The sequence below is a fragment of the Rossellomorea sp. ABR4_004 genome (genome assembly GCF_056159585.1).
In genome coordinates, this window is the sequence record NZ_JBSWVM010000006.1 from 69,682 (window position 1) to 94,731 (window position 25,050).

At 41.3% G+C, this 25,050-nt stretch carries 25 protein-coding genes; 6 read left to right on the plus strand and 19 right to left on the minus strand.

Annotated elements, in window-relative coordinates; genetic code table 11:
• Window positions 1–28: 28 nt before the first annotated feature.
• From ACXAF2_RS21810 to ACXAF2_RS21845, 8 genes are all read right to left on the minus strand, one after another.
• Window positions 29–499, minus strand: coding sequence for a RidA family protein (locus tag ACXAF2_RS21810; protein ID WP_475141796.1), 471 nt, complete (start codon window positions 497–499; stop codon window positions 29–31).
• Window positions 447–1,505: an amidohydrolase family protein gene (locus tag ACXAF2_RS21815; protein ID WP_475141798.1), complete on the minus strand. Its 1,059-nt coding sequence runs from the start codon at window positions 1,503–1,505 to the stop codon at window positions 447–449. Before ACXAF2_RS21815 ends, ACXAF2_RS21810 begins: the two co-directional genes overlap by 53 nt.
• Window positions 1,496–2,047 (minus strand): 3-hydroxyanthranilate 3,4-dioxygenase, encoded by a 552-nt coding sequence (locus ACXAF2_RS21820; RefSeq protein WP_148968372.1) that lies wholly within the window; start codon window positions 2,045–2,047, stop codon window positions 1,496–1,498. The genes ACXAF2_RS21815 and ACXAF2_RS21820 overlap by 10 nt, the downstream gene beginning before the upstream one ends.
• A 28-nt stretch (window positions 2,048–2,075) precedes the next feature.
• On the minus strand, window positions 2,076–2,828 hold the full coding sequence (locus ACXAF2_RS21825; protein WP_475141799.1) for an IclR family transcriptional regulator: 753 nt from the start codon (window positions 2,826–2,828) through the stop codon (window positions 2,076–2,078).
• A gap of 106 nt (window positions 2,829–2,934) precedes the next feature.
• Window positions 2,935–4,413: a 4-hydroxyphenylacetate 3-hydroxylase family protein gene (locus tag ACXAF2_RS21830; RefSeq protein ID WP_475141801.1), complete on the minus strand. Its 1,479-nt coding sequence runs from the start codon at window positions 4,411–4,413 to the stop codon at window positions 2,935–2,937.
• Between the two features lie 20 nt (window positions 4,414–4,433).
• Entirely contained in the window at window positions 4,434–4,916 is a 483-nt protein-coding gene (locus tag ACXAF2_RS21835; protein WP_475141803.1) for a flavin reductase family protein, read from the minus strand.
• A 178-nt stretch (window positions 4,917–5,094) separates the two neighbouring features.
• Window positions 5,095–6,081, minus strand: a complete 987-nt coding sequence (locus tag ACXAF2_RS21840) for a lipoate--protein ligase (protein WP_475141805.1) — start codon at window positions 6,079–6,081, stop codon at window positions 5,095–5,097.
• Between the two features lie 11 nt (window positions 6,082–6,092).
• Window positions 6,093–6,827: an MBL fold metallo-hydrolase gene (locus ACXAF2_RS21845; protein WP_475141807.1), complete on the minus strand. Its 735-nt coding sequence runs from the start codon at window positions 6,825–6,827 to the stop codon at window positions 6,093–6,095.
• A gap of 194 nt (window positions 6,828–7,021) precedes the next feature.
• On the opposite strand from ACXAF2_RS21845, the gene yhfH reads away from it, so the two are divergent.
• The gene (gene yhfH / locus ACXAF2_RS21850; RefSeq protein WP_079533738.1) at window positions 7,022–7,156 is read left to right on the plus strand and encodes a protein YhfH; all 135 of its coding nucleotides are present in this window, start codon (window positions 7,022–7,024) and stop codon (window positions 7,154–7,156) included.
• Window positions 7,157–7,218: 62 nt separating this feature from the next.
• Here the strand turns inward: yhfH and ACXAF2_RS21855 are convergent, their stop codons facing one another.
• The 3 genes from ACXAF2_RS21855 to ACXAF2_RS21865 all read right to left on the minus strand — a co-directional run bounded on the left by ACXAF2_RS21855 (window position 7,219) and on the right by ACXAF2_RS21865 (window position 11,026).
• A complete protein-coding gene (locus tag ACXAF2_RS21855; RefSeq protein WP_475141809.1) occupies window positions 7,219–7,971 on the minus strand; it encodes a FixH family protein in 753 nt (250 codons plus the stop codon).
• Window positions 7,972–8,120: 149 nt separating this feature from the next.
• Window positions 8,121–10,328: a YhgE/Pip family protein gene (locus ACXAF2_RS21860; RefSeq protein ID WP_475141810.1), complete on the minus strand. Its 2,208-nt coding sequence runs from the start codon at window positions 10,326–10,328 to the stop codon at window positions 8,121–8,123.
• A 125-nt stretch (window positions 10,329–10,453) separates the two neighbouring features.
• On the minus strand, window positions 10,454–11,026 hold the full coding sequence (locus ACXAF2_RS21865; RefSeq protein WP_475141811.1) for a TetR/AcrR family transcriptional regulator: 573 nt from the start codon (window positions 11,024–11,026) through the stop codon (window positions 10,454–10,456).
• Between the two features lie 187 nt (window positions 11,027–11,213).
• Between ACXAF2_RS21865 and ACXAF2_RS21870 the strand changes: the two genes are divergently transcribed.
• On the plus strand, window positions 11,214–12,620 hold the full coding sequence (locus tag ACXAF2_RS21870; protein WP_475141812.1) for a LysM peptidoglycan-binding domain-containing protein: 1,407 nt from the start codon (window positions 11,214–11,216) through the stop codon (window positions 12,618–12,620).
• A gap of 128 nt (window positions 12,621–12,748) precedes the next feature.
• Here the strand turns inward: ACXAF2_RS21870 and hemY are convergent, their stop codons facing one another.
• The 3 genes from hemY to hemE all read right to left on the minus strand — a co-directional run bounded on the left by hemY (window position 12,749) and on the right by hemE (window position 16,313).
• Window positions 12,749–14,155, minus strand: coding sequence for a protoporphyrinogen oxidase (gene hemY / locus ACXAF2_RS21875; RefSeq protein WP_475141813.1), 1,407 nt, complete (start codon window positions 14,153–14,155; stop codon window positions 12,749–12,751).
• Between the two features lie 106 nt (window positions 14,156–14,261).
• A complete protein-coding gene (hemH, locus tag ACXAF2_RS21880; RefSeq protein WP_475141814.1) occupies window positions 14,262–15,191 on the minus strand; it encodes a ferrochelatase in 930 nt (309 codons plus the stop codon).
• Window positions 15,192–15,281: 90 nt separating this feature from the next.
• Window positions 15,282–16,313, minus strand: coding sequence for a uroporphyrinogen decarboxylase (gene hemE, locus ACXAF2_RS21885; protein ID WP_475141815.1), 1,032 nt, complete (start codon window positions 16,311–16,313; stop codon window positions 15,282–15,284).
• 657 nt (window positions 16,314–16,970) lie between these two features.
• On the opposite strand from hemE, the gene ACXAF2_RS21890 reads away from it, so the two are divergent.
• Both ACXAF2_RS21890 and ACXAF2_RS21895 read left to right on the plus strand, forming a co-directional pair.
• On the plus strand, window positions 16,971–17,477 hold the full coding sequence (locus tag ACXAF2_RS21890; protein WP_475141816.1) for an antibiotic biosynthesis monooxygenase family protein: 507 nt from the start codon (window positions 16,971–16,973) through the stop codon (window positions 17,475–17,477).
• Between the two features lie 195 nt (window positions 17,478–17,672).
• Window positions 17,673–18,248, plus strand: coding sequence for a cysteine hydrolase family protein (locus tag ACXAF2_RS21895; protein ID WP_475141817.1), 576 nt, complete (start codon window positions 17,673–17,675; stop codon window positions 18,246–18,248).
• A 96-nt stretch (window positions 18,249–18,344) separates the two neighbouring features.
• On the opposite strand, the gene ACXAF2_RS21900 is transcribed toward ACXAF2_RS21895, so the two are convergent.
• The 3 genes from ACXAF2_RS21900 to liaF are packed head-to-tail and all read right to left on the minus strand — an operon-like array spanning window position 18,345 to window position 20,897.
• The gene (locus ACXAF2_RS21900) at window positions 18,345–18,980 is read right to left on the minus strand and encodes a response regulator (RefSeq protein ID WP_475141883.1); all 636 of its coding nucleotides are present in this window, start codon (window positions 18,978–18,980) and stop codon (window positions 18,345–18,347) included.
• A 36-nt stretch (window positions 18,981–19,016) separates the two neighbouring features.
• Window positions 19,017–20,045, minus strand: coding sequence for a sensor histidine kinase (locus tag ACXAF2_RS21905; protein ID WP_475141818.1), 1,029 nt, complete (start codon window positions 20,043–20,045; stop codon window positions 19,017–19,019).
• Between the two features lie 36 nt (window positions 20,046–20,081).
• Window positions 20,082–20,897, minus strand: coding sequence for a cell wall-active antibiotics response protein LiaF (gene liaF, locus ACXAF2_RS21910; RefSeq protein WP_475141819.1), 816 nt, complete (start codon window positions 20,895–20,897; stop codon window positions 20,082–20,084).
• Window positions 20,898–21,139: 242 nt separating this feature from the next.
• Here liaF and ACXAF2_RS21915 point away from each other — a divergent pair, with 242 nt between their 5' ends.
• Complete coding sequence (locus ACXAF2_RS21915; protein WP_475141820.1) at window positions 21,140–22,537, plus strand: hypothetical protein; 1,398 nt, start codon at window positions 21,140–21,142, stop codon at window positions 22,535–22,537.
• A gap of 40 nt (window positions 22,538–22,577) precedes the next feature.
• On the opposite strand, the gene ACXAF2_RS21920 is transcribed toward ACXAF2_RS21915, so the two are convergent.
• Window positions 22,578–23,177 carry a phosphatase PAP2 family protein gene (locus ACXAF2_RS21920; protein WP_475141821.1) on the minus strand — a complete coding sequence of 200 codons (600 nt, stop codon included), beginning with the start codon at window positions 23,175–23,177 and terminating at the stop codon, window positions 22,578–22,580.
• A gap of 99 nt (window positions 23,178–23,276) precedes the next feature.
• Here ACXAF2_RS21920 and ACXAF2_RS21925 point away from each other — a divergent pair, with 99 nt between their 5' ends.
• Window positions 23,277–24,479: a M20 family metallopeptidase gene (locus ACXAF2_RS21925; RefSeq protein WP_475141822.1), complete on the plus strand. Its 1,203-nt coding sequence runs from the start codon at window positions 23,277–23,279 to the stop codon at window positions 24,477–24,479.
• Between the two features lie 44 nt (window positions 24,480–24,523).
• Here ACXAF2_RS21925 and ACXAF2_RS21930 read toward each other — a convergent pair whose 3' ends face one another.
• Complete coding sequence (locus ACXAF2_RS21930) at window positions 24,524–24,931, minus strand: DoxX family protein (protein WP_475141823.1); 408 nt, start codon at window positions 24,929–24,931, stop codon at window positions 24,524–24,526.
• Between the last annotated feature and the right edge of the window lie 119 nt (window positions 24,932–25,050).

Sequence of the window (25,050 nt, forward strand, 5' to 3'; positions counted from 1 at the left end):
GACAAACATGTCACCTTTTTCATTTCATTTAAATTGATGGGTCTTCTATTTCTACAATCATTTCAATTTCAATGGCTGTTCCTCCAGGCAATTGTGCCATCCCCACAGCTGACCTGGCGTGCTTACCTTTTTCACCAAAAACCTCTACTAATAAATCAGAAGCACCATTCATTACTTTTGGCTGATCCTTAAAATTCTCTGTACAATTGACAAATCCTAATATTTTCACGATTCTCTTAACTCTAGAGAGTTCTCCAAGTTCATCCTTCAACACGTTTAATAGATTCATCATGGATTGACGGGCAGCCTGATAACCCTCCTGTACATCAAAGTCAGTGCCAATCTTTCCATGATATTCATCGACTCCTTGACCAGAAGTAAAAATCAGGTTGCCAACACGAACTCTACTAACATAATTCCCCACTACAGGGCGTACAGGAGAAAGCTTAAGTCCCAGACTTTGAAGTTTCTCCTCTGGTGTCATTAGTTTTTGTTCCATAGTCAGATTTTAACTCCTTTATATTTAAGAATCTCAACGCATTTTCACCTAAGATCATTCGCCTTTGGACGTCTGTTAATTCGTTCATTCCATCTATTACTCTTCCTGGTGGAATCTCTCTTAATAAAAATGGATAATCTGACCCCATCATTACTTTCTCATGACCAAATCGATCAATTAGATAGTTCACATTTAAGGAATCATAGTTTAAGGAATCAAAATAGAAATTCTTCACATAATGACTTGGTGGATGCGTTGTTAATCGTAATTGCGGCCATACATTCCACCCTTGATCCAGTCTTGGTAAAATGTACGGGAACGACCCTCCACCATGGGCAAAACAAATTTTCAAACTAGGAAATTTCTCTATCACACCGCTCCAAACAAGACTGGCAGCGGCAAGAGCTGTCTCACTCGGCATTCCGATGGTATACATAAAGTTATGTCGCGGTGTTCGATCCTTAGCCATCGTCTCCCACGGATGAATGAATAAAGGCACATTCCATTTCTCGGCCATCTCGAAAAACTCGAGGAATTCAGGTGCATCTAAATTTTCGCCATTTACATTTGTACCTATCTCAATTCCGTATAAATTTAATTCATTTATGCAACGATCCATTTCAGCTACTGCAGTTGCTGCATCCTGCATGGGAACAGTCCCTAAACCTACAAAACGGGAGGGATGCTCATGAACGGTTTTTGAAATAAAGTCATTTTGAATCCGTGCCATTTCAAGTGCTGCATCCTTATTTGACCAGTAAGAGAACGTGACGGGAATGGGAGAAAGCACCTGAATGTCTACACCTTCTCTATCCATATCCTGTATTCTCTTTTCAGGACTCCATACTTGATCTGTCACTTCTCTAAATATCTTACCTTCTACTAAAATATTAGCTCCACACGCACAAGTTTGATGGAGGACCGGCCATTTCCCTCCATATTTTTCAGCAAAATCCGGGAGGTCTTTCGGAATGATATGGGTATGAAAATCTACTCTCATTTCCATTCCTCAGCTTCAGGCGGCATTTTATACCCACACTTTTCACATATACGCAGATCTTCACTTGAATTAAAATGTTCTATCGCTTCTTTCACCTGTGTTTCAATATTTGTCAGTTGAACAGTGGCCCGGTGCATTTCATGGTCACATTTATCACAGAACCATACAAAGCTTTCAAGTTCTCCCTGATCCCTTTTTCTTTCTAAAACAATTCCATAGGAATCTGCAACTCTATGAGGAGAGTGGGGTACATTTGCCGGCAGCATAAATATTTCGCCTTCCCCTACAGTTACCACTTCACGTTTTCCTTCATCATTAATGCACTCTACATATGCATTGCCTTTAATTTGATAGAAGAATTCATCAGATGGATCTACATGGAAATCACGACGTTTATTGGGACCTCCAAGTAACATGGCAATAAATTCAGAGTCTTCCCAAAGCACTTTATTGTTCACTGGCGGTTTCAATAAATCTTTGTTTTCTTCAATTGTTTTCAATAAATCCAGAACTCTTGTTTTTAAGAATGATTTTGATTGAGTAGTCATTTCATAACCTCCTGAATGATTGTAGGTGTTACAATACACTGCTTATATAACCGATATCTTTTGAAATTTTTTCAGCTGTATTAACCACATTTCTAATCATTTCATTACGATTGCTGCCATTCATATATGTGATTGGTCCAACCATATTAAGCGCAGCGATCGTTTGACCCGTATATGATCGAATAGGCGCCGCTATACCATATAGCCCTAGTTCATTCTCATTATTGCTAATCGCATACCCCTGGGCTTTTATTTGCTTTAATTCTTCTTTTAATTTTGAAATACAGGTAATTGTATTAGGTGCACGCTGTAAAAGTCCCTTGGCAATCGTAGGTTTAATCAGAGAAGGGTTATAAGCCAACAAAATTTTTCCCGTACTCGTACAATAAGCCGGTTTCGTTGCCCCGACATAAGTGGGTACTGGAAGTGATGTTTTTGATTTCACTTTTAACACGAATCGAACTTCTCCTGAATCGAACATACCAATATGGACCGTACCGTGAAACTTTCGTATGAGACTTTCACAAAATGGAGTCGCCTCACTATAAATATCCTGCTGATACATCACGTGATTGCTCCATTCTAATAGCTTCCAGCCTAATCGGTATTTTTTTCGGCTATCTTGAATCAGCATTCCCTCTTCACAAAGGGTCCGCACTAAATGATGGATAGTACTTGGATTCATTCCGAGTCTTTCGGCAATTTCATTATTGCCTAATGCCGGTTCGTCATTGGTGAAGCAATTCAGAATTTTGGAAATCTTTTTTACAGAAGAAATCACTTATTATCCCCCTCATCCTACTATTGGCCAATAGCACCAATTTAAGAACTTTGACAAATCTTGTTGAATTACCTGCTTGCAACGAATTAAAATAAAGCGCTTACATTTACGGGGTCGGTTGTCCTTGAAGGTCTTTTGAGCCTTTTAATGCTTCATCAACCATTGCAAAAGAGTGATTCTGTTTAAACCCTGCATAGAAACGACCCAGTCTTCTTAGAGGATCACCTGAATAATAACGCTCATATTGCAGTAGCCTCTGTCCAAATGCTTCACCGCATAGATCCCATGCAAGTTTAAATAGTTGAACCCGTTCTTCTGACGTTACTCCTTCACGTCCTACATAATATTTCTGAACATCCTCCCGAAGTTCAGGCTGCTCAAAATCAGCAAATGTAGGTGACATCAATAATCCACCGGCACCGACAGTTTGCATCACCTCAATGGCGCGTGGATAGAGCTTAGGCAACATCCCACGAATGGTCTCAAGAGGTGTACCGGCAGGTCTTACTTCTCCGCTTGACGTCGTTTCAAATTCGTATTCTGCCACTCTTAATAGCGCGCGTACTGCTTCAACAGACTGCATAAGCTCCCCTAATTGTGTTTGAACGTTTAAATATCCGTCCACACCAATGGAATCGGCCACTCTTGCCGCTACTTCAGAAGCAAATTGCAGTTTTACTAATCCTCTTACCCCTGATTGATGAGCAGGCTGCTGTCCAATTCCAGTCTTCGGATATAATAGATTGGCAGCTTCAATATTTTGATTGATAAAAATACGGTCACTTGGAACAAATACATCATTAAAGACAAGTAATGCATCCATTTCTTCATATCTGGAAGCGAGTGGATGGTCTAATACAGATCGTTTTCCATCTTGCATCGGCTCTCTACAAACAATCCGCAGACCCGGTGTGTCTATAGGCAAAGCAAATGCGATGGCATGCTTTTCATCGCCCGGCTGAAACCCTGGGAAGGAATATATGATCACTTCATCTGTTATTGGAGCAAGTGTAGCCAACATCTTGGCTCCTCTTACGATAAAACCATCAGGTCTTTCTTCAACAACCCCTAGATGTGTAAACTCCTTTTCCTGTTCATGAGAGGCTTTACTGCGGTCATTTTGAGGATTTATGATGGCATGAGTCAAGAATAAGTCGTTGGCCCGAATATATTCGTAGTAGTTCACCATATTCTTCGCCCATTCCGGATTGTATTGTTCCAGAAACCACTTATTGCTGGCCATTGCAGTGATCGTTACATTAAGAAAATCCGGTGTTCTTCCCATAAGCCCAAAGGTTGCTTTTGCCCACACTTCAAATAGCTTACTTCTTGCCTTTAAATCTTCATACGATTTGGGAACTTTAAATGCGTGGGAATATCTCTCACCTGTTTCTTCACATATGTAGGTGATTTCCTCTTTGTATTTTGGGTCATTTTGAATATCGTAGAGATTTGCAATTTCATGGATTGGCTGGCGGAATACTTCTTCCTCATATACATCCTCTACTTTCTTTCCACCTAGCCAAACTTCTGGTTGTCGAGATTTCAAACCTTCTATATACTGAGCACCAGTACGAATTGTCATTTAAACATCCCCCTTTACTACTATTTTTTAACGTAGTTGTCGATTGAATTTGTTTCTAAAAATTTACCTTGGAAAAATACTAAACTATTACCTTCTTCGTAATGGTAATTTTGAACTTCACCAACAAATAAAACATGGTCTCCACCTTCATATTCATTCCAGGAGTTGCATTCAATTGTAGCTAATGAATTTTTAATAAGTGGTCCACAGTCGGTATCTTCCCATTCGATTTGCAATCCTTGTTGTTCTTTTCCGGCAAATTGCCAAGCCACAGCTTCCTGACCAGCTGCCAATATATTAATAACAAAAGGCTTTTCTTTCATTCTTTCATAGGCTTTGGCTTTTTTATCAATAGATACTAATACTAATGGAGGATCCAATGATACAGACGTAAACGAATTTACCGTAATACCATGATTCTGATTGTTATCACCTTTCCACGTAACAACCGTTACTCCCGTGGCAAACTTACCAAAACAATTTCTTAAATCACGTATATCCATGTTACATGCCACCTCCTCATTTCTTAATCTGACTCCATACTATAGCTTTTTAAAAGATAAAACTTATGATAATTTCATAATGTGAAATATTTACGTAATTTTTTAAAAAATCTGATTTTTTTGCGGTATTTTTTAAACAAAAAAATAACCCTCCTCATTAAAGGAGAGTTATTAATCGTTAATACACCAAATCCACAAATTCATCCTTCGTCACATTCCCGAAATAGTGTTGAATATCAACGCCCTCTAAAGCTCCGGCAATGTCTTTTCGTTCATAGCGTGTGCCTGTCAGCTTTTCTTCAATGTCTTCTACATTTCCGACTCCGAAGAAATCACCAAAAATTTTACAGTTATCGATTTTCCCTTTGTTCACTTCGAGACGGACGTCAATGGATCCGACCGGGAAGCGGTGAGAATGTTGGAGATTGAATTTCGGTGATTTACCGTAGTTCCAATCCCAGTTCTGATAGCGTTCTTTTGAAAGCTCATGGATGTTCTTCCAGTCTTCTTCCGTCAGGACATATTCTTCTACGTCGTTTCCGTCGAAAATATAATCCAGAAGGGTTGAACGGAATTGTTCGATGGTCATTTTTTCTGACAGGAATTCAGAAATGTTAGCCACACGGCTCCGGATCGACTTGATCCCTTTTGATTCAATCTTGTCCTTTTTAACCCGTAGAGCTGATACGACGTTTTCCATTTCGGAATCGAACAGCAGCGTTCCGTGGCTGAACATCCGACCCTTAGTGGAGAACTGGGCGTTTCCGGAAATCTTTCTGCCTTCTGCAATAATATCGTTCCGTCCGCTAAGCTCCGCCTTCACCCCCAGTTTATGAAGGGCAGTTACAACAGGCTCAGTGAATTTTTTGAAGTTGTGAAAGCTTTCTCCGTCATCCTTCGTGATAAAGCTGAAGTTCAGGTTTCCTAAGTCGTGATAGACCGCTCCCCCACCGGAAAGGCGGCGAACGACATGCAGACCTTGCTTCTCCACATAGTCTGTATTAATCTCTTCGATCGTATTTTGGTTCTTGCCGATAATGATGGAAGGTTCATTTATATAAAATAATAAATAGCTTTCATTAATATCTAAGTTCTTCAGTGCATATTCTTCAATAGCAAGATTGATCCTGGGATCCGTGATCCCTTTATTATCGATAAATAACATCTTTTTTCCCCCTAAATATCTACTTTCATATCTTTTTTTGCTAACAGTACCTCGCCGTTATACATGGTTTTCGCTTCTGTTACCAAGGACTCCAGTTCACCGAAATGAGGTAAATGCGTCAGTATGAGCTTTCTTGCATTCGTTTTTTGTGCAAGATTTCCGGCGTCGAGACTCGTCATGTGACCAGCGTTCGAGGCATCCATCCCTCCATAAAAATTGCATTCACAGAGCAGTACATCTGCGTCTTTCCCAAATGAAACAAATGACTCTTTGAAAGCCGAGTCTGCTGTATAGAACAACGATTTACCGTCTGCTTCGATTCTCATTCCATAGCATGGAACGGGATGCTTGGTTTTAACAAATGTTACCGTGAAAGGACCAATCGATAATGATGTATCTTCCTTATATTCATGGGCTTTCATCAAATTTTTATATGTAATCGTATCGAAACCCCGTTGATCTTCTCTATGGGCATATACAGGTAATGTACCTTTATTTTTCCCCAGGAAGTATTGAATCAATAAAGCGTGTTGTAGTACACCTAAATCTGCTACATGATCTGGATGATAGTGGGACAGAAGGACCGCATCTAAATCTGTTGCCTCTACGTGATGTTGCAGATGGGATAGTACACCACTGCCACAGTCAATGAGCAGTTTGAAGCCTTTATACTCAAGTAAATACCCGGTGCTCGCTTCTCCTGCCTTCGGATAGCCGCCCCATTGGCCAATAACGGTTAGCTTCATTTTTGAACATCGCCTTTCACTTTAGTATGTACCCCTACTATACTTCATTGTGCCTATTTTTTCATTTTTTTCGCCTATTTTTGAATTAATCGTTGACGAAATACATACTGTTATAATACAATAAAATAAATTAACACATCAGTTATATAACACAAACAATTGATGGGTGAAAAAATTTACGGAGGGTGATGAACATGGTAAAAAATATTGTGGAGTTCTTTCGAAATTTGCCGCCTAAGTCTTGTGCACAATGTGGAGATACAATTGAGGAGCAGCATGAATGTTACGGCATTTATTGCGAGAAATGTACGACTGATTACGAGTATTAATGATGAAGAAAAAGGGGTAATAAAAAGGATGCTTTTCAAAATGAAAAGCATCCTTTTTATGTTTATTGTACTTCCACTGTTTGCATTGTGTGTTCGTGAATTTCTTCACCTTTGGTCACGTGAACCTGTACATTATATGTCCCCTTATCCGGGAATGTATAGGAAGCGCTATACTTACCGGCTTCACCTTGAGATAAGTCGACCCACTCATGTTTCTCTTGACCCTCTTTATAAATTTCCAAACGCACTTCTGCTTTTTCCAGTGCACCTTCTTCATTTTCCACATGAACGTTCATTTCTGCTTCTTCATTCATTTTAATCATATCAGGCTTCATAAGATGGATGGAAACAGAGCTTTCGTGGTGACCGTGGTGATCGTTCTCGCTCTCTTCACCATGTTCCTCAACATCTACTTCGCCAATCGCAATTTCAGCTTTTGGCATGGTGTGCATATCACGGGCTGTTACATGGACTTGCACAGTATACATGCCATCTTCTTCAAACGTCTTTTCAGCTTTGTATACTCCGTTCTTATCATGCTTAGCTTCGATCATTTCACTTTCTTCTTTATGACCATTTTTCCAAATCTCATATTTCACTTCGCCAGCGTCCTCGACGTTCTCATCACCTTGAGTGACTTTAGTAGAAAGCGAAACGGTTTCTCCTTTTTCACCATTTTCAGGCACGTCTAACTTTGCCTCAATAGCTTCCAATTTTTCATCTTCTTTTGATCCATTATCTTCATTTGAATTCCCGCAGGCAGCGATAAACAACGCGAGAAAGCCCACCAGTACAAACAAACTTACTTTCTTCATCCAGAACTCTCCTTTATACATGCTTCTTTTTAGGTGTCTCACCATTATGTACTTCTCACCAATTAGTATACACTCTCATGCTTATGGATGGTTTGTCCATTTTATGAAGAAAAAAAGGGAAATGTGTGTGACATCTCCCTTTTTTTTCCTTAAGCTTCTACTGTTTTTGTATATTGTTTCTTGAACAGCCCTACAAAGAATACAACCGTCATTGCGATAAACACACCGAAGTATCCCAGGAGTAGGAAGAGGTTCTGCCACATGAAGGCAAAGTCCCCGCTTGAAATGACTGCTTTAAATGCTGCCACTGAGTATGTCATTGGTAACAATGCACTGATTGGCTGCAGAGCAGTCGGGATTAATTCTAATGGGAATGTCCCTGCGCTTGTAGTTAATTGAAGGATTAGTATGATAATCGCTACAAAGCGCCCTGGATCACCTAAAATCGTAACAAGCATTTGGATGAGGGCAAGGAATGTAAGACTCGTAATGATTGTAGAAAGTAAGAATAATGGTACACTTTCCACTTCAAGACCTAATCCCAACAGCAATATGCCAGCTGCAATCAATGATTGAATGATCCCGACGACTGTAAGAACAGTGAATTTACCCATGAACCAACTCATCCCGCTTGATGGACGATTTGCTGGTTCTTTCAATGGATACACAATCGAAATTAATAGTGCTCCGACAAATAATCCGAGAGATAAGAAATAAGGAGCAAAACCAGTTCCGTAGTTTGGAACATGATTGATTTTTTCATTTTTCACATCAACTGGACCAGCCATCATGTCGTACGTTTCTTCATCCGCTTTGACACTGTTTGCTTCTTTTGCTGCGTCTTTCAGCCTTGTTTCATATTCCGTTGTTCCATCTGATAGTTTGGTTGTTCCAGCTGCCAACTCTGTTGAACCGTCGGCAAGTTTCTTAGACCCGTCTGTTAATTGAGTGGAGCCATTGTATACTCTGTTAAGGCCTGAGCTTAATTCATTTGCTCCTGAAGCAACACTTACTGTTCCTTGATATACTTCACCAAGCTTATCATTTAATAGGCCAAAGTTTTTCACAATTTCACCCTGACCTGCTTGAAGCTGGTTGGACCCTTGATCTAGTTGGGCTGAGCCGTCTACTAATTGTCCGACTCCGGCATGAAGCTCCATTTGGCCCTTATTCAGTTTCTCAATGCCGGCTGTAAGACCATCTGCCCCATTTTTCAGGTTCCCTGCTCCCTTACTTAATGCACCTGTACCTGTTTGAAGATCCGAAGCCCCATTTTTTATTTGTGTAATGGCTGCTTCTAATCCAGCACGTTGTTCTTCAGGAAGACTTCCCATAAATGGAGCTAATTGTTTTTCCAATTCAGCCGCCCCGGAATTGATTTGCTGAGCACCAGTCCCTGCACTATTCGCATACCCTTTCAATTCTTCAAGCCCGGCAGCGAGTTTCTTAGTACCACCATATAGTTCCGAATCTTTTGAAGTATTAGCCACTGCACTGGCTAATCCTGCATCCACCTGCTCTAAACCTGCCTTACTTTTATCGATTCCAGCTGCAAGTGCATCAATCCCTGATTGGACATTCTTTGTTCCTTCATACAATTGTTGTGATTTATCATTCATGACCCCGACACCGTCCGATAGTTCCTGAGAACCTTTTGCGAGTTTCTCAGCACCTGCACGGGTTTTCGCCACACCGTCCGTCATCTCAACATTTTTTTCAGCAAGGACAGCTAAATTATCCTTTAACTTATTGGCACCTTGAGATAAATCAATTGCCCCATTATTGATTTCGGAAGCTTTATCACTGGCCGTCTGATAGCCGTCTCCCATTTCTTTGATTTTATCAAACATGGTCTCAGCGTATGTTTCAGATACAGACTTAGAAAGACTGGCTTTGATTTCTTTCATCGCCGTATCACCGATTTGGGCCGACAGGAAGTTAAAGCTTTCGTTCGGTACATATTTCAGAGAAAGTTTTTTAGGATTATCTTCTAATAATGTAGTTCCGTTTTCAGAGAAATCCTCCGGGATCTCAACGAGCATGTAATAATCCTGCTTTTCTAAATTTTTGTAGCCTTCTTCTTTATCGATAAAATGAAAGTCGAATTGATCGCTATCCTTCAATTTATCTACAAGCTCATCACCAATATGCAATTCCTTCCCGTCAAACTCTGCTCCGTTGTCACTGTTTACAACAGCCACAGGTAAGTCTGACAACTGTTCATAGGGATCCCAAAATGCCCACAAGAACATACCGCTATACAAAACAGGGATGAAAAGAACGGCGAGAATCGGGATGAGAAGTTTCTTATTCTTGAAAATTGCTTTGAATTCTGAACCAATAAATGAATTCTTCATGTTTTTCCTCCTATTATTTTCTGATTTTGAATTATTGACCATTTAGTTCAAATAGTCATTTTGGTGATAAAAATAAATGACTATTCCATTCATTTAGTCATTCGCTGCCAAAAAATGAAGGACTATCATTTCGATAACCCTTTAATTAAATAAAGTTCAAAGAGATTGGCAATTTCATCTTTATCAAGTGGACCATGTGCCCGTTCCCAATCGAAAATAAGTGAAACGTACATCTTCAACATAACAAAGGCGGTCATTTCAGGATTACATGGCTTAATCGCTTCTGAGGCAATCGCTTTTTCAATTCGTTGACTCAAGAATTCAATGACCACTTTCTCCATGCGCTCAATGACTTCTGATACAGCAGGTGTTCCCATTTCCCTGGCTTCTTGATAAAGCTTGATGGTCAGCTTATGCTCTTTCCTGAACTCAAGCATGCGGAACAATGCACGATGGACATTTTCTGAGAAGGTGTCCTGTGGATCAATCACTTCTTCCGCTTCCCGTTTCATTTCATTGATTAACGATGATACAATTTCATCAAACAGTTCTTCCTTATTTTTGTAAAACGTATAAATCGTTCCTTTTCCCACATTCGCTAATTTTGCCACTTGATCCATCGTCGTGGCTTTATACCCAAACAATGAAAACGAATTTGTCGCAGCCTCCAGAACCTGTTTCTTTCGATCGATTGCCATGAACACACCCCTCAATATGACCATTTGACCAAAATTGTAATTTAGTCATTTTCTTAACATTAATAAATTTACCATATCACTTGCCAATACACAAGTGATTTTTTTCTTTTAGTATACCATTCATCTTTCATATAGAATAAGCCCTTCTGAATAGGCTATAAAGATAAGGTTTGTTAGGAGGTGTCTAATGAATATTTATGTTGTCAAAAGCGGGGATTCTCTTTGGTCGATCGCACAGAGATATGGTGTCGAAGTCAATCAAATTTCTTACGGAAATCAATTGAAAAACCCTAATATTCTCGTGATTGGACAAAGTCTTCTCATTCCGGAGCCTTTAAAAGAATACATCGTGCAACCAGGAGACACTTTGTATAGCATTAGCCAAAAATACAATATAAGTTTAAAAGAACTGATCGATTTCAATCAGATTTCCGATCCTGCCATGCTATTCGTCGGTCAGTTGATTGTTATGCCTTCCTTTATCCATAGAGTAAAGTCAGGTGAATCTCTCTATACCATTTCCTATAACTATAAAATCCCACTGCAGGAAATATTAAATGCCAATTCTATTGCGAATCCTTCTCTCATTTATCCAAACCAGCAAATCAGGATTCCAAACACCAAACTAACGACAGAAGTAAATGCCTATATTACCCGGACAGACAGTGAAGGAGTAGCAGAAGTGAACGGTTTGGGAAGCTATTTCACCTACCTGACTCCCTTTACGTATTCCATTACAAAGGACGGTTCGGTCACTGAGTTAAATGATAGTGCTCTTATTTCAGCCTCATACAACCAAAACGTCGACCCTTTACTGGTTCTCACAAATTTTACAGGTGGAAAATTCGACTCTGATCTTGTTGCCACCATTCTAAGAAGTGAAACTCTGCAAAACACCTTAATCTCATCCATCTTAAAGAAAATGGAGTTGAAGGGCTATAAAGGTTTAAATTTTGATTTCGAATATGTATATCCCGAGGACCGGGAAAATTATAATACTTTCTTAAGAAGAACCGTTGCAGCACTAAAACCTAAAGGATACTCTGTGTCGACGGCCCTTGCACCTAAAATAAAAGCTGATCAAAAAGGACTTTTATATGAAGCACATGACTATAAAGCACACGGAGAAATTGTCGACTTTGTAGTACTCATGACATACGAATGGGGATGGGCAGGCGGCAAACCGTGGGCGATTGCCCCCATCAATGAAGTGAAGAAAGTACTTGATTACGCCGTCACCGTCATCCCGAGAAACAAAATCATGATGGGCGCCCCCCTCTACGGACGCGATTGGAAAGTTCCATGGGTCGACGGAACCTTCGCCAAAACGGTCTCCCCTCAAGGAGCACTTGATCTTGCAAGCAAATATGGTGTAAGGATTCAATACAACGACGTTTATCAATCCCCCTATTTCACCTATTGGGATGAAGCCGGCCAAAAGCATGAAGTCTGGTTTGAAGACGCACGAAGCATGCTCGCCAAACAGAAAACGGTGGATGAGTATAGACTGCGAGGTTTAAGTTACTGGGTTTTGGGATCTGCATTTCCTCAGAATTGGATGCTGCAGCATTCCAGGTATCGGGTTGTGAAGTGAGTGGTGCACCTCCTGTTGTGCTTGCAGGAGGTGTCATTCTGGTGTTCCAGCTTAAAAAAATATCCTCCTAGCTTCCCCAATCCTAATAGATTCAAAAAAGACCGCCAACCCTGGCGGCCTTCATGATCCTATTCCAGATACTCCATCACTTTCGATACAGCCTTTTCCCCCTGTACGATACAGTCAGGAATACTTACTCCTTCATAAGAGCTCCCGGCGATAAATAATCCAGGCAGACTTGCTTCAGCCTGTTCATACATGTCCTGGATCCGCCCCCTGTGACCTACTGTATATTGAGGCATGGAGTTCTTATAACGAGACACGATTGTAAACTCAGGTTCACCTTCTATATCCATAACCTTGCTCAGATCTTCAAGGACAATCTGCTCAATTTCATCATCTGATAAATCGACGATGGTTTCGTCACCGGATTTACCCAGGTAACATCGCAATAGTGCCTTTCCTTCCGGGGCAGTGTGTGGCCATTTTTTATGGGTCCAGGTTCCCGCCGTCAAGGAATAGTCACTGTTTCTTGATACAAGGAATTCCGTACCTGCGATGTCTTCTTTTATGGCATCTTGTGCGAACCCCATTGCTACGGTTGCCACAGATGTTGCCGGCATTTCTTTTAAAAAGGTTAAGAAAGGATACGTGGGAAACATGGATTGTACTACATGATGAGGTGTGGTGACGATTACGCTGTCGGCTTCCATCTGTTCACCGTTTGTGAAGGTAATCGTGTAAACATTGCTGTCTTCTTTTTCTATACTGGTTACTTTCATGCTCTTGTATACCGTATTGGGGTTCAATCCTGCTTCCATGGCATCGACCAGAGATTGAAGTCCTCCAGTAAATGTAAGAAAGTTCCCTTTTTCATTCGGGTTTACAGATTGGCCGCTCTTTTTAATACCTGCTATTAAACTACGATGTTTTTGTTCTAATTCATAGAGTTGCGGGAAGGTTGACATTAGGCTTAATTGATCGATATCACCGGCAAAGATGCCTGTTAAGAGAGGTTCAATCAAATGGTCAACAACTTCATCCCCCATTCTTCGTCGAAAGAATTTCCCCAATGACTGATCTTCCATTTCCTGTGATCGGGGAAGAACGAAATCCGCGGCAGCCCTCATTTTACCTGTCAACGAAAACAGACTGGTCGTAATGAAAGGAGCGATTTGGGTTGGAATACCTACAATGGATCCCCCGGGTATAGGGTACAGCTCACCGCCCGCTATCACATAAGATGTGCCTTTACGGTTACGAATGAGCGTGTCCTCAATTCCAAGCCGTTCTGCTAAGCGGGATACTTCTGATTTGCTGGCTAAACATGAATCCGGTCCCTTTTCGATCACATAACCTTCCCTTTTCAAGGTATGCACTTTTCCACCGAGTCGATGGGTTGCTTCCACAAGCTTCACTTCGATGGGAAGGTTATTATCTTCAATTTCCTGTTGCAAGTAGTACGCAGTCGTTAATCCGGTAATCCCTCCACCTATGATCACGACTCTTTTATTTTGTTGTTCCAACACGTTCATCGCCTTCTTTAACAATATATCTTATTGAACAATAGAGAAGGACTAAAGCGGTGAGAGTGAACTCATTTGCTTCAGTCCTTCCTTTGTTTCAGCCAAAAACGAGAAATTATTTAAGGTGTTTTAACACGACATCTGCCATTGCATCGATGAATTCAGGTTTGGCATTCGGCATTTCCGGACGATAGTATGAAGCTCCGATTTCATCTGTTACAACTTTACATTCATAATCGTTGTCATATAGAACTTCAAGATGATCGGATACGAAGCCTACAGGCGTATAGACGAATGTCTTGTATCCCTTTTCTTTATAAAGATCACGTGTTAAATCCTGAACGTCAGGGCCTAACCATGGATCAGGAGTGTTTCCTTCACTTTGCCAGCCTACTGCATATTCCTTCACGCCTGCGCCCTCTGCAATCAGCTTTGCTGTTTCCTCTAATTGCATTGGATAAGGATCGCCTGATTGCAGGATGCGTTCAGGCAGGCTGTGAGCGGATACGATCAGGACAGCATTGCTTCGCTCTTCATCCGACATGCTTGCATAGGTGTCCTTCACTCTGTCAACCCAGTACTGAATGAATTTAGGTTCATCATACCAGCTTTCAACGGATGTAATGTGAGGCCCGCCCAGCTTTTCTGCTGTTTCCTTCGCGCGTCCATTGTAGGATTTAACACTGAACGTTGAAAAATGAGGGGCTAGTACAATCGAAACGGCTTCCTGAATGCCGTCTTTATGCATTTGTTCAACAGCGTCTTCCACGAAAGGTTCGATATGCTTTAGACCTAGATACATGTTAAACTCAATGTCATCCTGAATGCTGTTTAAATGTTCTTCAAGACTCTTCGCTTGATCCAGGGTGATTTTAGCCAGTGGAGAAATCCCACCAATGGCTTCATAACGACCACGGAGGTCTTCCAGCAGTTCAGCAGAGGGAGCTCTTCCATGTCGGATATGAGTATAGTAACGTTCCAAATCTTCTTCTTTATATGGAGTTCCATAGGCCATCACCAATAGACCCATTTTCTTCTTTGTCATACCATTTCACCTCATTATCAGTATCATACATTCCATTATTGTGCCATGTTTCTTCATATGAATCCATGGTTACACACGTTTGAATGTGCTCTACCTGGCACTGTATTCATGTACGAAAGCTGCCAGACGCTTTAATGTGTCCGGATTAACTTGCGGGAATACCCCGTGTCCTAAGTTAAAGATGTGGGCAGGAAGCTCCATTCCTTGATCGAGGATCTCTTTGGCTCTTTCTTCGATCACTTCCCAAGGAGCTAACAGAATCGCAGGATCCAGATTTCCCATTACCGTTTTGGAAATGCCTCTTTCTCTTGCTTCATTAATCGGCAGGCGCCAGTCTAATCCGACTACATCAAGAGGAAGGTCATGCCATTCATTCGCCAAGTGACTTGCACCAACACCAAACATGATCAATGGTACGTTCTCTTCCTTCAATTCTGTAAAGATCTTCTCCATGACCGGCTTAATGAATGTACGATAATCTTGTATATTCAATGCCCCGACCCATGAGTCGAAAATTTGAAAAGCAGACGCTCCTGCTTTGATTTGAGCTTTCGCATACGTCACTGTCATAGCTGCCAGTTTATCCATTAAAGCAAACCAGGCTTGTGGCTCTGCATACATGAACGCTTTTGTTTTATTATAGTTTTTCGATGGGCCGCCTTCAATCATGTAGCTTGCCATTGTAAAAGGTGCACCTGCAAAACCGATCAACGGCACGGACAATTGCTCTTCAGTCAATAATTTAATGGTATCTAATACGTAAGGAACATCATTTTCGGGATCGATTTCTCCAAGCTTTTCAACATCCGCTGTCGTACGAATCGGGTTATCGATCACGGGGCCGATTCCTGATTTGATTTCTACATCCACTCCTATAGAAGGTAGTGGTGACATAATGTCTTTATAAAGGATCGCTGCATCCACATCATATTGTTCAACCGGCAGCCTTGTCACATATGCGCAAAGCTCAGGTTGGTGTGTTATTTCAAACAGAGAATACTTCTCTTTGATTTTGCGGTATTCAGGTTGTGAACGCCCAGCTTGTCTCATATACCAAACCGGAGTATAGTCCGTCTTCTCTCCCCTTGCTGCTCGTAAAAATGTATCATTCATTTGTTTCATACCTTTATTCGTCCACCTTTCTATGTAACTCCATTATTCCCATTGTATACTAAATTGAGTAGTTTCTAAAATTGTACTATTTTCAATCGGTTCTTTCGTAAAGTTTGGTGATTTTAAAGAAGATAGTAGTAGTTGATTCCGCTACAGATGCTCGCTTTCCGCGGGGCGGGCGGTGAGCCTCCTCGGCTTCGCCTGCGGGGTCTCACCTGTCCCGCTTCTCCCGCAGGAGTCGAGCATCTTCCGCTCCAATCAACTTTCTCAGTATGAGGTTTTTTATAAAATCTAAATTAAAACACTAACTTTTTAGAAAGCAAACTCTTTTTAAGAGAGCCGTGGTCCATTTCCATTTGAGAACAAGAAATTCTAGTTTCTATTAGCTCGTTTTTGTCACCTTTCAGCTCTGTCACAAAAAGTCTCATATTGATTGACAGAGCCCTCGACAGATCCTTTTCGAATAGAACCTTATAATATGACCGTACGAATTGTAACCCTTTTAAACTATAGACGTTTTAATGAGAATTGTATAGTTATCAAGGGAAAATGTCATAAATTTGCCGATTTTCAAGGGAGAAGAAAAAATATCCAGAAATCATGTTACATGAGCAAAGGATTAGGGAAGAGTATAATAGAGATAACTAATTAATTGAGGTGATTTGGATGAAGGTGTATATAACTACCGGAACACATGAATTTCTGAAAAAATTAATGGATCGGCATACAGATGAAAAAATGATCCTATTGCAAGGAAAAGATGCCATGCTGCTTCATGAGACAAATGGGGAAAGTGTCTTTGAATCCCCACGCAAATATGAAATCGTCGATCAATCTGGCGAGCTTGTAAATGAAGGATATGTAGTGTTCAATAATATTCCAGTAACGGATGAAGGCCGTCCGCTATTTGAGTACCGCTTTAAAAATCGGGCAGGATTGATCGAAGAAGTTCCGGGCTTTACGGCCATTCGAATTCTTCGTCCATTAGAATCGGATACATATGTGATTATGACACTCTGGGAAGACGAGAGAAACTTCATTGCCTGGCAGGAGTCCGAGCAATACAAAAAAGCACATGAAAAGCGCGGGACGGAAGAAGGAATTGATAATAAGAAAGATATCTTTCCCCGTGCTTCCTATGTAAGTGAATATCATGTAACAGGTCAAGAGTAAGACATAAGCTGCCCATTCCGAGGCAGCTTTTTATTTTTCCTGAATGGCAGCTACTCACCGGTCCCTCAAACTTAACAATTACACTTAAAGTGTACATACATAATTACAAATTATTAACAGTATACTTTATCGTATTGGTCATAGATAGTTACTTTGTATTTACGACACACCCTATATGAAAGGAGTTGAGTACCAATGAGTCAAACGTGTTTGCTTCTGATTGACTTTCAAAAGGCATTTAGTCATCCTTCATGGGGAAAGCGAAATAATCCTGGTATGGAAGAAAACGCCTTTCAGCTTCTTCGCGCCTGGAGAGAAAAGTCATGTCCAGTCGTTCATGTACAGCATTCATCCAATGATATGGAATCACAACTGCATTCAAGCTGCTCAGGTTTCGATTTTATAGACGAATTCCGCCCTTTACGAAACGAAAAGCAAATCATTAAGCACGTCAACAGCGCCTTTATCGATACGGACCTGGATTTATATTTAAAAAGGGAAAAGTTCAAATCCCTTGTAGTGATGGGCTTCACGACGAATCACTGTGTATCCACTACGGTTCGCATGGCAGGGAACTTAGGTTATGATGTGACTGTTCCTTTCGATGCCACAGCATGCTTCGAAACGTATTCGTATGATGGTTCTTTATTTTCTGCTGAAATTGTTCATGGTCTGTCGCTGGCTAATCTTCATCATGAATTCGCCACCATCTCTTCAACAGAAACCATACTATCTTCTCGATTCAAATTCAGCAAACCTGTGACTTTCTAAGTAACTTTTCTGTTCCCGCAAAAGGGGCTTAGTCAAGGGGAGTGATACCATTCCCCTTGACTAAGCCCCTTTGCGTTATTTTCAGTAAAAGTCTGCCTATTTCCTCGTATTATTACTGTGTAATATCCCATTCCGATTTGCATATATCGCTGCCTGGGTACGATCCGCCACTCCGAGCTTACTCAGGATATTGCTTACATGAGTCTTAACAGTCTTTATCCCTATGAAAAGCTCTTCAGAAATTTCCTGATTCGTCATCCCTTCTCCCAGGCATTTCAATACATCCATTTCTCTCGACGTCAGCTCTTCATGAGGCAATACTTCCTGAGGGCGGAATCGGTTCATCATTTTATCCGCTACTTTGGAGGCAATGACGGACTCCCCCTTCATCGCTTTATAAATAGCCGATGTCACTTCTTCGGCACTTGCCGTTTTCAACAAATAACTATGAGCACCTGCTTCAATGGCAGGAAACACTTTTTCATCATCATAATAGCTTGTCAGTATAATGATTTTACAGTGGGGATGGAAGGTTAAGATCTTTCTTGTGGCTTCGATACCATTCCCGTTCTCCATTAATAAATCCATCAGAATCACATCAGGCATATACAGCTTCGCAAGCTGAGCCGCTTCATTACCGCTTTTCGCTTCCCCTAGGAATTCAATCCGATCCTCTGTCAGCAAATACGTTTTTATTCCTAATCTAACCATTTCGTGATCATCTACAATCATCACCTTTACCTTATCCACCTGATTTCCCCCTTTGGTTTAGACTGGAATCCGCAGATCAATATACGTTCCTTCTTTCTCTTTAGAACGAATTTGAAACAATCCACCGATTTCCTCGGCACGCTCTCTCATCGTCTGAAGTCCGTACGATGTCATCTTGTTTTCTCTCAGGTTAAAACCTCTTCCATTGTCACTTATGTACAGTGTGACATAACCGTCCTTTTTCTCCGTCACAATCTTCACTTTCGTTGCCTCTGAGTGTCGCAGGATATTGGAAAGGCTCTCCTGAATAATCCTGAACATATGGGTTTCAGTCCCCTTAGAAAGATTCTCAATCCCATCTAGGCTTGCTTCGATTTCAATCTGAGTTTTTTCCTTTAATTCTCTAATTAATATGGTTAACGCTTCACACAGACTTTCACCTTTTAAATCGATTGGTCGTAAATGAAGAAGGAGAGCCCTCATCTCACCTTGCGCTTTCCCTGCAATTTCAGCCACTTGTGATACAATCGTCCTGACCTTTTCACGATCTGAGTCCATGCTTTTTTGCGCGGCAGAAGAAAGCATATTCAAAGCAAATAATTGTTGACTGACTGAATCATGAAGATCCCTTGCAAGTCTTTGCCGCTCTTCCATGACAGCTGCCTGGTGCGCTTGATCGGCAAGCTCAGATTTTTCATCAGCTAATCTCTGCAATGATTTCACCTGTTCTTGAATGAACACAGCAAGCTGATTCAATTCATCCGATAAGATTCCAAGCTCATCGTGTTCGTATCGGTCCACCCTTGCTGAAAGCTTCCCACTTCTTAGCAACGTTACAAAGGTGGAAATATCATCAATTCTTCTTTTAAATGTATATCCGGTACGAAATCCGAAATAAATGCTTAATAATAGAAGGATGCTTGCCAGCCAAATGGTTAAATAGAGTGACACTTCGAGAGAAAAGCCTGGGTCATTAGATACGTACAGATAGACTTGCAAGGAAATAAAGAAAAGCAAAACAGCCATGGTGGACATCATGAAAAAGCTTTTAAAGATCCAATTGCGAATGTTTGAAGACTTTTCCATGTTCTAACCTCCTTTTATCGGATAAATCGTCTTCGATCACACTCGGCTGATTCGAATCGATCCTATTTTCACATGAACAGTCAGCTTGATTTTTTTGCTTGCAAGCTCGTACTCAGGTGAACGGTAATATAGTTCTGAACGAAGATCGGCGGACTTTTGATCGAATAATTTAATATCTCCTACCTGCACTTTCAAGGTGATCTCCACTGGTACGTTTTCTGGAATGATCATCTTCACATCACCTATCCAGCCACTAATATCAATTGGCGTTTCCCCTTCTGGTATAAAGGCTTTACTAAAGTCAAAATAGTAATCTCCAATGGCATTGTAAAGATTCATTGATTCCAGGGGCCAGTTAGGCTCGGAAAAACGTATATCCCCGACAATAAACCCTTTGTTCATTTTATTCTTGTTATGAAGGATTTTCTCCCCCAACGGCTGATTTTCAAATCCTATTTGAGATGCCTCCTCTTTACTTGGTGATTCATTGGTTATGGTAATCTTGATGGGTTTATTTCTTCCCACTCTATTAATGGCAATAGCAATAATAAAGAGGGGCCATAGTTTCCACCAGCTCGCATAGTCAAAATCCACTACATCATACCCATCGAGTATAATGAGTCCCCCAAACACCATACTGAATAGTCCAAACAGTAACTTTCCAAAGCTTCCCTTCAAAAAACTGTCTACCGTCCACTTCACGCCAAGGAGTAACAACAAAATTGGAATGATATTGACAAATATCTGCGTTATTTCCAAGGAAATGACACCAATATTCAATAATAATAACAACAATCCTATCGCCATTAACAGGAATGAGAAAAACCATTGTTTCCTTCCCTTATACCTCATACCAGCACCACCTTCACATCTTCTATTAATTTCGCTATTAATGAATAAATTCCTGTAGCTACTTTCATTATAGATTGCTTTCAATCGTGTATGGAGGAGCATCGGCATGATTCTGCCTCGGTCTCGAGACGGAAAAAATGTTTCTAACCTATATCACACCTTTTCACTATTTTCATAATCTATAGTACAGATCAGGGCATATGCCTAAAGTTTGAGGAACGATTTAGAGGAGGGTTTTTCTAATGGGGATTGATTTAACGGCTCTTCATTGGATTTATTTAGCATTCATAGGATTCATCATCCTATTCATGATTTTCCGGAAAGACACCACGATCGTATGTATCCTGGGAATCTTCAGTATTGCCCTGGTGGCAACAGGATCGTTAAGCGGATCGATTAGTAGTATATTTAATAGCTTTGTCTTTGCCATTACGGAATTGTTATCTACCATTCTCGTGATTTCCATCATTGTAGCAATGAGTAAAGGACTGACTACTACCGGTATTAACGATGTCATGATCCGCCCGTTTACAAAGTTCATCCGGACACCGGCCCTTGCCTACTGGACAATCGGTCTCGTGATGATGTTTATATCTTGGTTTTTCTGGCCTTCACCTGCAGTAGCCCTCCTGGGTGCCGTGTTAGTACCAGTCGCCCTCAGAGTCGGATTACCCGCTCTGGGAATCGCCATGGCCATGAACCTATTCGGTCACGGTATCGCCCTTTCAGGTGACTTTGTCATCCAGGCAGCTCCGAAGTTAACGGCCGACGCAGCAGGAATACCTGTCTCCGATGTTATTTCTGCAAGTATCCCCCTTATTATTGTGATGGGCGTCGTCACAACTGTCACCGCTTTTCTATTTCTTAAACGGGATATGAAAAAAGGAATCCTGAAAGTGGATTCAAGCCACATAGCATCTATTGACAAGGATCAGGAGGAGTCAACGAATCTGTTATCTACACGATGGAAACAGACAATTGCCATCCTTATCCCTATTTTATTTGTCCTGGATATTACCGCTATGGTCCTATTTGATCTACAAGGGGGAGATGCAACGGCACTGATAGGTGGAACATCCATCATCATTCTTCTCTTGATTTCATTGGCTGCCTTTAAGGGAAAGGGATTGGAGAAAACGACGAGCTTCATGATTGATGGCTTTCAGTTTGGATTTAAAGTGTTTGGTCCCGTAATTCCGATCGCCGCTTTCTTTTACTTGGGGGATTCAGGGTTTCAAACGATTATCGGCGACTTCCTTCCTTCAACCTCTCAAGGAATCGTCAATGATCTCGGGGCATCCCTGGCTGCCGTCGTTCCCCTATCTACAGCAGTGGGGGCGATCACCCTAACGACTGTTGGAGCGATCACGGGTCTTGACGGATCCGGCTTTTCCGGTATCTCCCTAGCAGGTTCCGTGGCCAATCTATTCGCAGATAGCATTGGGTCAGGTGTCGCTACCCTAACCGCACTCGGGCAAGTCGCAGCCATCTGGGTAGGCGGTGGAACACTCGTCCCATGGGCTCTCATCCCGGCTGCCGCCATCTGTGGAGTCGATCCATTTGAACTCGCACGGCGTAACATGCTTCCTGTCGTCATCGGATTAATAGCTACAACAATCGTGGCGATGTTTTTGATTTGAACATAGTGAGGGACGGACCTTGAAAACAAGGTCCGTCCCTCTATTTTTCTTGTTTTTGCCGCTTCTCATAGAGAAAGATGCACAGTACGAAATAGGAGTATCCAAGTAGGTATCCGGCTGCGACATCTGATGGATAGTGAGCCTGTTCCACTATTCTGCTGAGACCTGTCAGCAGGGAAAGGGTGAACGCCAGGATAAAGAGGCCCACTTTCATTACAGTAGAAGAGATCTCTCTGCTAATGAAGTATGCAGTGACGAGTAAGAAGACCAATCCTACCATGGCATGGCCGCTGGGAAAGCTGAACCCTTCCTCGCCATGTGAAAATGGAGGTCTATCTCTTTCCATCAAACCTTTGATTGTTTTATTCAGAACGTTACTTCCCGCTACCAGGACAACAACGGTAATGATTCCAACAAAGTCCTTCTTGGCCCACCAAAGATATAAAATAAGGGCGATGGATGCGATCCCAATCACTAATTCAGTACCGATTACGGAAAACAATTCTATTAAATGAAGGTTGCTCATGCTGGACAAGAGGTACTCATCACCCAAAATCTCCATTTCATAAAAAACAAAATGTGCGATGGTCATAAACAGTACAAATGAAATGATGGCCATTATGTATTGAAACTTCTTCATCATGATCCTCCTTGAATTTCACTCTAATTACCCACTTCCCTCTCAATATTTAGTGTTATAATATTCGTAATATTCATCAAATATTAGGAGGTTGTGCACTTGCTGAATGAATTATATCAGAAATTAGAAGAACGTTGGATAGAAATGGTTGAGATCAGAAGATTTCTCCATCAACATCCTGAACTATCTTTCCAAGAGAAAAATACAGCTGCATACATTGCTGATTACTACAAGAAAATCGGGGTTCCGATCCTCGAACAAGTCGGCGGCAATGGGGTAGTCGCAAGAATCGAGGGAGCTCTTCCCGGTAAAACGGTGGCCCTTCGTGCAGACTTTGACGCCCTCCCCATCCAAGATGAAAAGGATGTGGAATATCGCTCCACCGTTCCAGGCGTCATGCATGCATGTGGCCATGACGGTCATACAGCAACACTGTTAGTATTGGGTAAAACCCTGCATGAAATGCGTAGTAAGCTTTCAGGTACAGTGGTTCTTATCCATCAGCATGCGGAAGAATATGCACCAGGCGGAGCGAAACCCATGATTGAAGCGGGCTGTCTGGATGGTGTGGATGTTATTTTCGGAACTCATTTATGGTCAAGTGAACCTCTCGGAAAAATCCTATATCGGACAGGTCCAATCATGGCTGCTGCAGATAGATTTGAGATTGTCATCAAGGGGTCCGGCGGTCACGGGGCACAGCCTCATAAAACAAAGGATTCCATCGTGATCGGGGCTCAAGTCGTTTCAGAGCTTCAACAAATTGTCAGCAGAAGAGTGAATCCGATTGATCCTGCCGTCGTAACAATCGGTTCGTTTATGGCAGATAACGCATTCAATGTGATTGCCGATTCAGCTAAACTTATAGGAACAGTCCGTACATTTAATCCTGAGATCAGAGACTTTATTGAAGAGGAAATCGAACAGATCCTGAAAGGTGCATGTCTTTCAGCCCGTTGTGAGTATGAATATGTGTATGAACGCGGATATCCTGCTGTCGTGAATCACGCAGGGGAAACAGATCTGTTGATTCAAAGTGTTGATACAATCGATGAAGTTCATAATGTGGAAGAAATTGAAATGCAAATGGGCGGGGAAGATTTCTCTCATTACTTAGAACATATAAAGGGTACCTTCTTTTTTACGGGAGCCAAGCCGGAAAATGTTGAAGTAGCCTTTCCCCACCACCATCCCAAGTTTGATATTAACGAAAAGGCTCTCCTGATAGCCGCTAAATCACTGGCGTCTGCTACCATTCAATACCAAGAAAGGCATTCTGTCACAGAGACGCTAACAAAATAACTCATAAAAAAGGATCAGATCCCATAAGGTCTGATCCTTTACTCTTAATAAAAGCGATGATTTTTTTCGATCTTACTTACCACCAATACCCACCAGATTAAAAGCGGTTGAAACAATAACCTCAACCAAAGCAGTACTACATTCGCTTCCTCTTTTCCTGGAGCAGGAATTTCTTTAATGGCCGCATAAATATTTGCAGGGAAGATAAGGACTAAATAAATCGCTGTGATAATCCCTGCTTTTTCACGAGTCTTTGGAATGAGAAGAAGTACTGCCAATATAAACTCGATCATTCCCGTTATATACACGATTTCTTCCCTTAGGGGTATGAATTCAGGGATCATTTTCGCGAATCCTTGAGCTTCAATAAAGTGAAACACCCCTGCTAAAAAGAAGAAGAATGAGAATAGAATAAGTCCTAACACTTTCAATCCTTTTTTGCGTTTGTTCATCTATTTCACACCTCACTAAAACAATGATAACGTACTTTCTAACTATACCTGAATATTCAGAGGAAATAAAAAGATGCGTTTGCATTCAGTTGCCCTGCCAATATCCCTCAAAAAAAAGA

What these genes read in the sequence shown, in the direction of transcription:
- ACXAF2_RS21890 (WP_475141816.1), top strand. Translation starts at nt 16,971, where the DNA reads ATGAAGGTGTATATAACTACCGGAACACATGAATTTCTGAAAAAATTA.
- hemE (WP_475141815.1), bottom strand. Translation starts at nt 16,313, where the DNA reads ATGAAACAAATGAATGATACATTTTTACGAGCAGCAAGGGGAGAGAAG.
- ACXAF2_RS21840 (WP_475141805.1), bottom strand. Translation starts at nt 6,081, where the DNA reads ATGTTATTTATCGATAATAAAGGGATCACGGATCCCAGGATCAATCTT.
- ACXAF2_RS21900 (WP_475141883.1), bottom strand. Translation starts at nt 18,980, where the DNA reads ATGATTGTAGATGATCACGAAATGGTTAGATTAGGAATAAAAACGTAT.
- ACXAF2_RS21810 (WP_475141796.1), bottom strand. Translation starts at nt 499, where the DNA reads ATGGAACAAAAACTAATGACACCAGAGGAGAAACTTCAAAGTCTGGGA.
- ACXAF2_RS21830 (WP_475141801.1), bottom strand. Translation starts at nt 4,413, where the DNA reads ATGACAATTCGTACTGGTGCTCAGTATATAGAAGGTTTGAAATCTCGA.
- ACXAF2_RS21845 (WP_475141807.1), bottom strand. Translation starts at nt 6,827, where the DNA reads ATGAAGCTAACCGTTATTGGCCAATGGGGCGGCTATCCGAAGGCAGGA.
- ACXAF2_RS21820 (WP_148968372.1), bottom strand. Translation starts at nt 2,047, where the DNA reads ATGACTACTCAATCAAAATCATTCTTAAAAACAAGAGTTCTGGATTTA.
- ACXAF2_RS21930 (WP_475141823.1), bottom strand. Translation starts at nt 24,931, where the DNA reads ATGAACAAACGCAAAAAAGGATTGAAAGTGTTAGGACTTATTCTATTC.
- hemY (WP_475141813.1), bottom strand. Translation starts at nt 14,155, where the DNA reads ATGAACGTGTTGGAACAACAAAATAAAAGAGTCGTGATCATAGGTGGA.
- ACXAF2_RS21855 (WP_475141809.1), bottom strand. Translation starts at nt 7,971, where the DNA reads ATGAAGAAAGTAAGTTTGTTTGTACTGGTGGGCTTTCTCGCGTTGTTT.
- ACXAF2_RS21835 (WP_475141803.1), bottom strand. Translation starts at nt 4,916, where the DNA reads ATGGATATACGTGATTTAAGAAATTGTTTTGGTAAGTTTGCCACGGGA.
- ACXAF2_RS21865 (WP_475141811.1), bottom strand. Translation starts at nt 11,026, where the DNA reads ATGGCAATCGATCGAAAGAAACAGGTTCTGGAGGCTGCGACAAATTCG.
- ACXAF2_RS21920 (WP_475141821.1), bottom strand. Translation starts at nt 23,177, where the DNA reads ATGAAGAAGTTTCAATACATAATGGCCATCATTTCATTTGTACTGTTT.
- ACXAF2_RS21860 (WP_475141810.1), bottom strand. Translation starts at nt 10,328, where the DNA reads ATGAAGAATTCATTTATTGGTTCAGAATTCAAAGCAATTTTCAAGAAT.
- ACXAF2_RS21870 (WP_475141812.1), top strand. Translation starts at nt 11,214, where the DNA reads ATGAATATTTATGTTGTCAAAAGCGGGGATTCTCTTTGGTCGATCGCA.
- hemH (WP_475141814.1), bottom strand. Translation starts at nt 15,191, where the DNA reads ATGACAAAGAAGAAAATGGGTCTATTGGTGATGGCCTATGGAACTCCA.
- ACXAF2_RS21915 (WP_475141820.1), top strand. Translation starts at nt 21,140, where the DNA reads ATGGGGATTGATTTAACGGCTCTTCATTGGATTTATTTAGCATTCATA.
- ACXAF2_RS21905 (WP_475141818.1), bottom strand. Translation starts at nt 20,045, where the DNA reads ATGGAAAAGTCTTCAAACATTCGCAATTGGATCTTTAAAAGCTTTTTC.
- liaF (WP_475141819.1), bottom strand. Translation starts at nt 20,897, where the DNA reads ATGAGGTATAAGGGAAGGAAACAATGGTTTTTCTCATTCCTGTTAATG.
- ACXAF2_RS21895 (WP_475141817.1), top strand. Translation starts at nt 17,673, where the DNA reads ATGAGTCAAACGTGTTTGCTTCTGATTGACTTTCAAAAGGCATTTAGT.
- yhfH (WP_079533738.1), top strand. Translation starts at nt 7,022, where the DNA reads ATGGTAAAAAATATTGTGGAGTTCTTTCGAAATTTGCCGCCTAAGTCT.
- ACXAF2_RS21815 (WP_475141798.1), bottom strand. Translation starts at nt 1,505, where the DNA reads ATGGAAATGAGAGTAGATTTTCATACCCATATCATTCCGAAAGACCTC.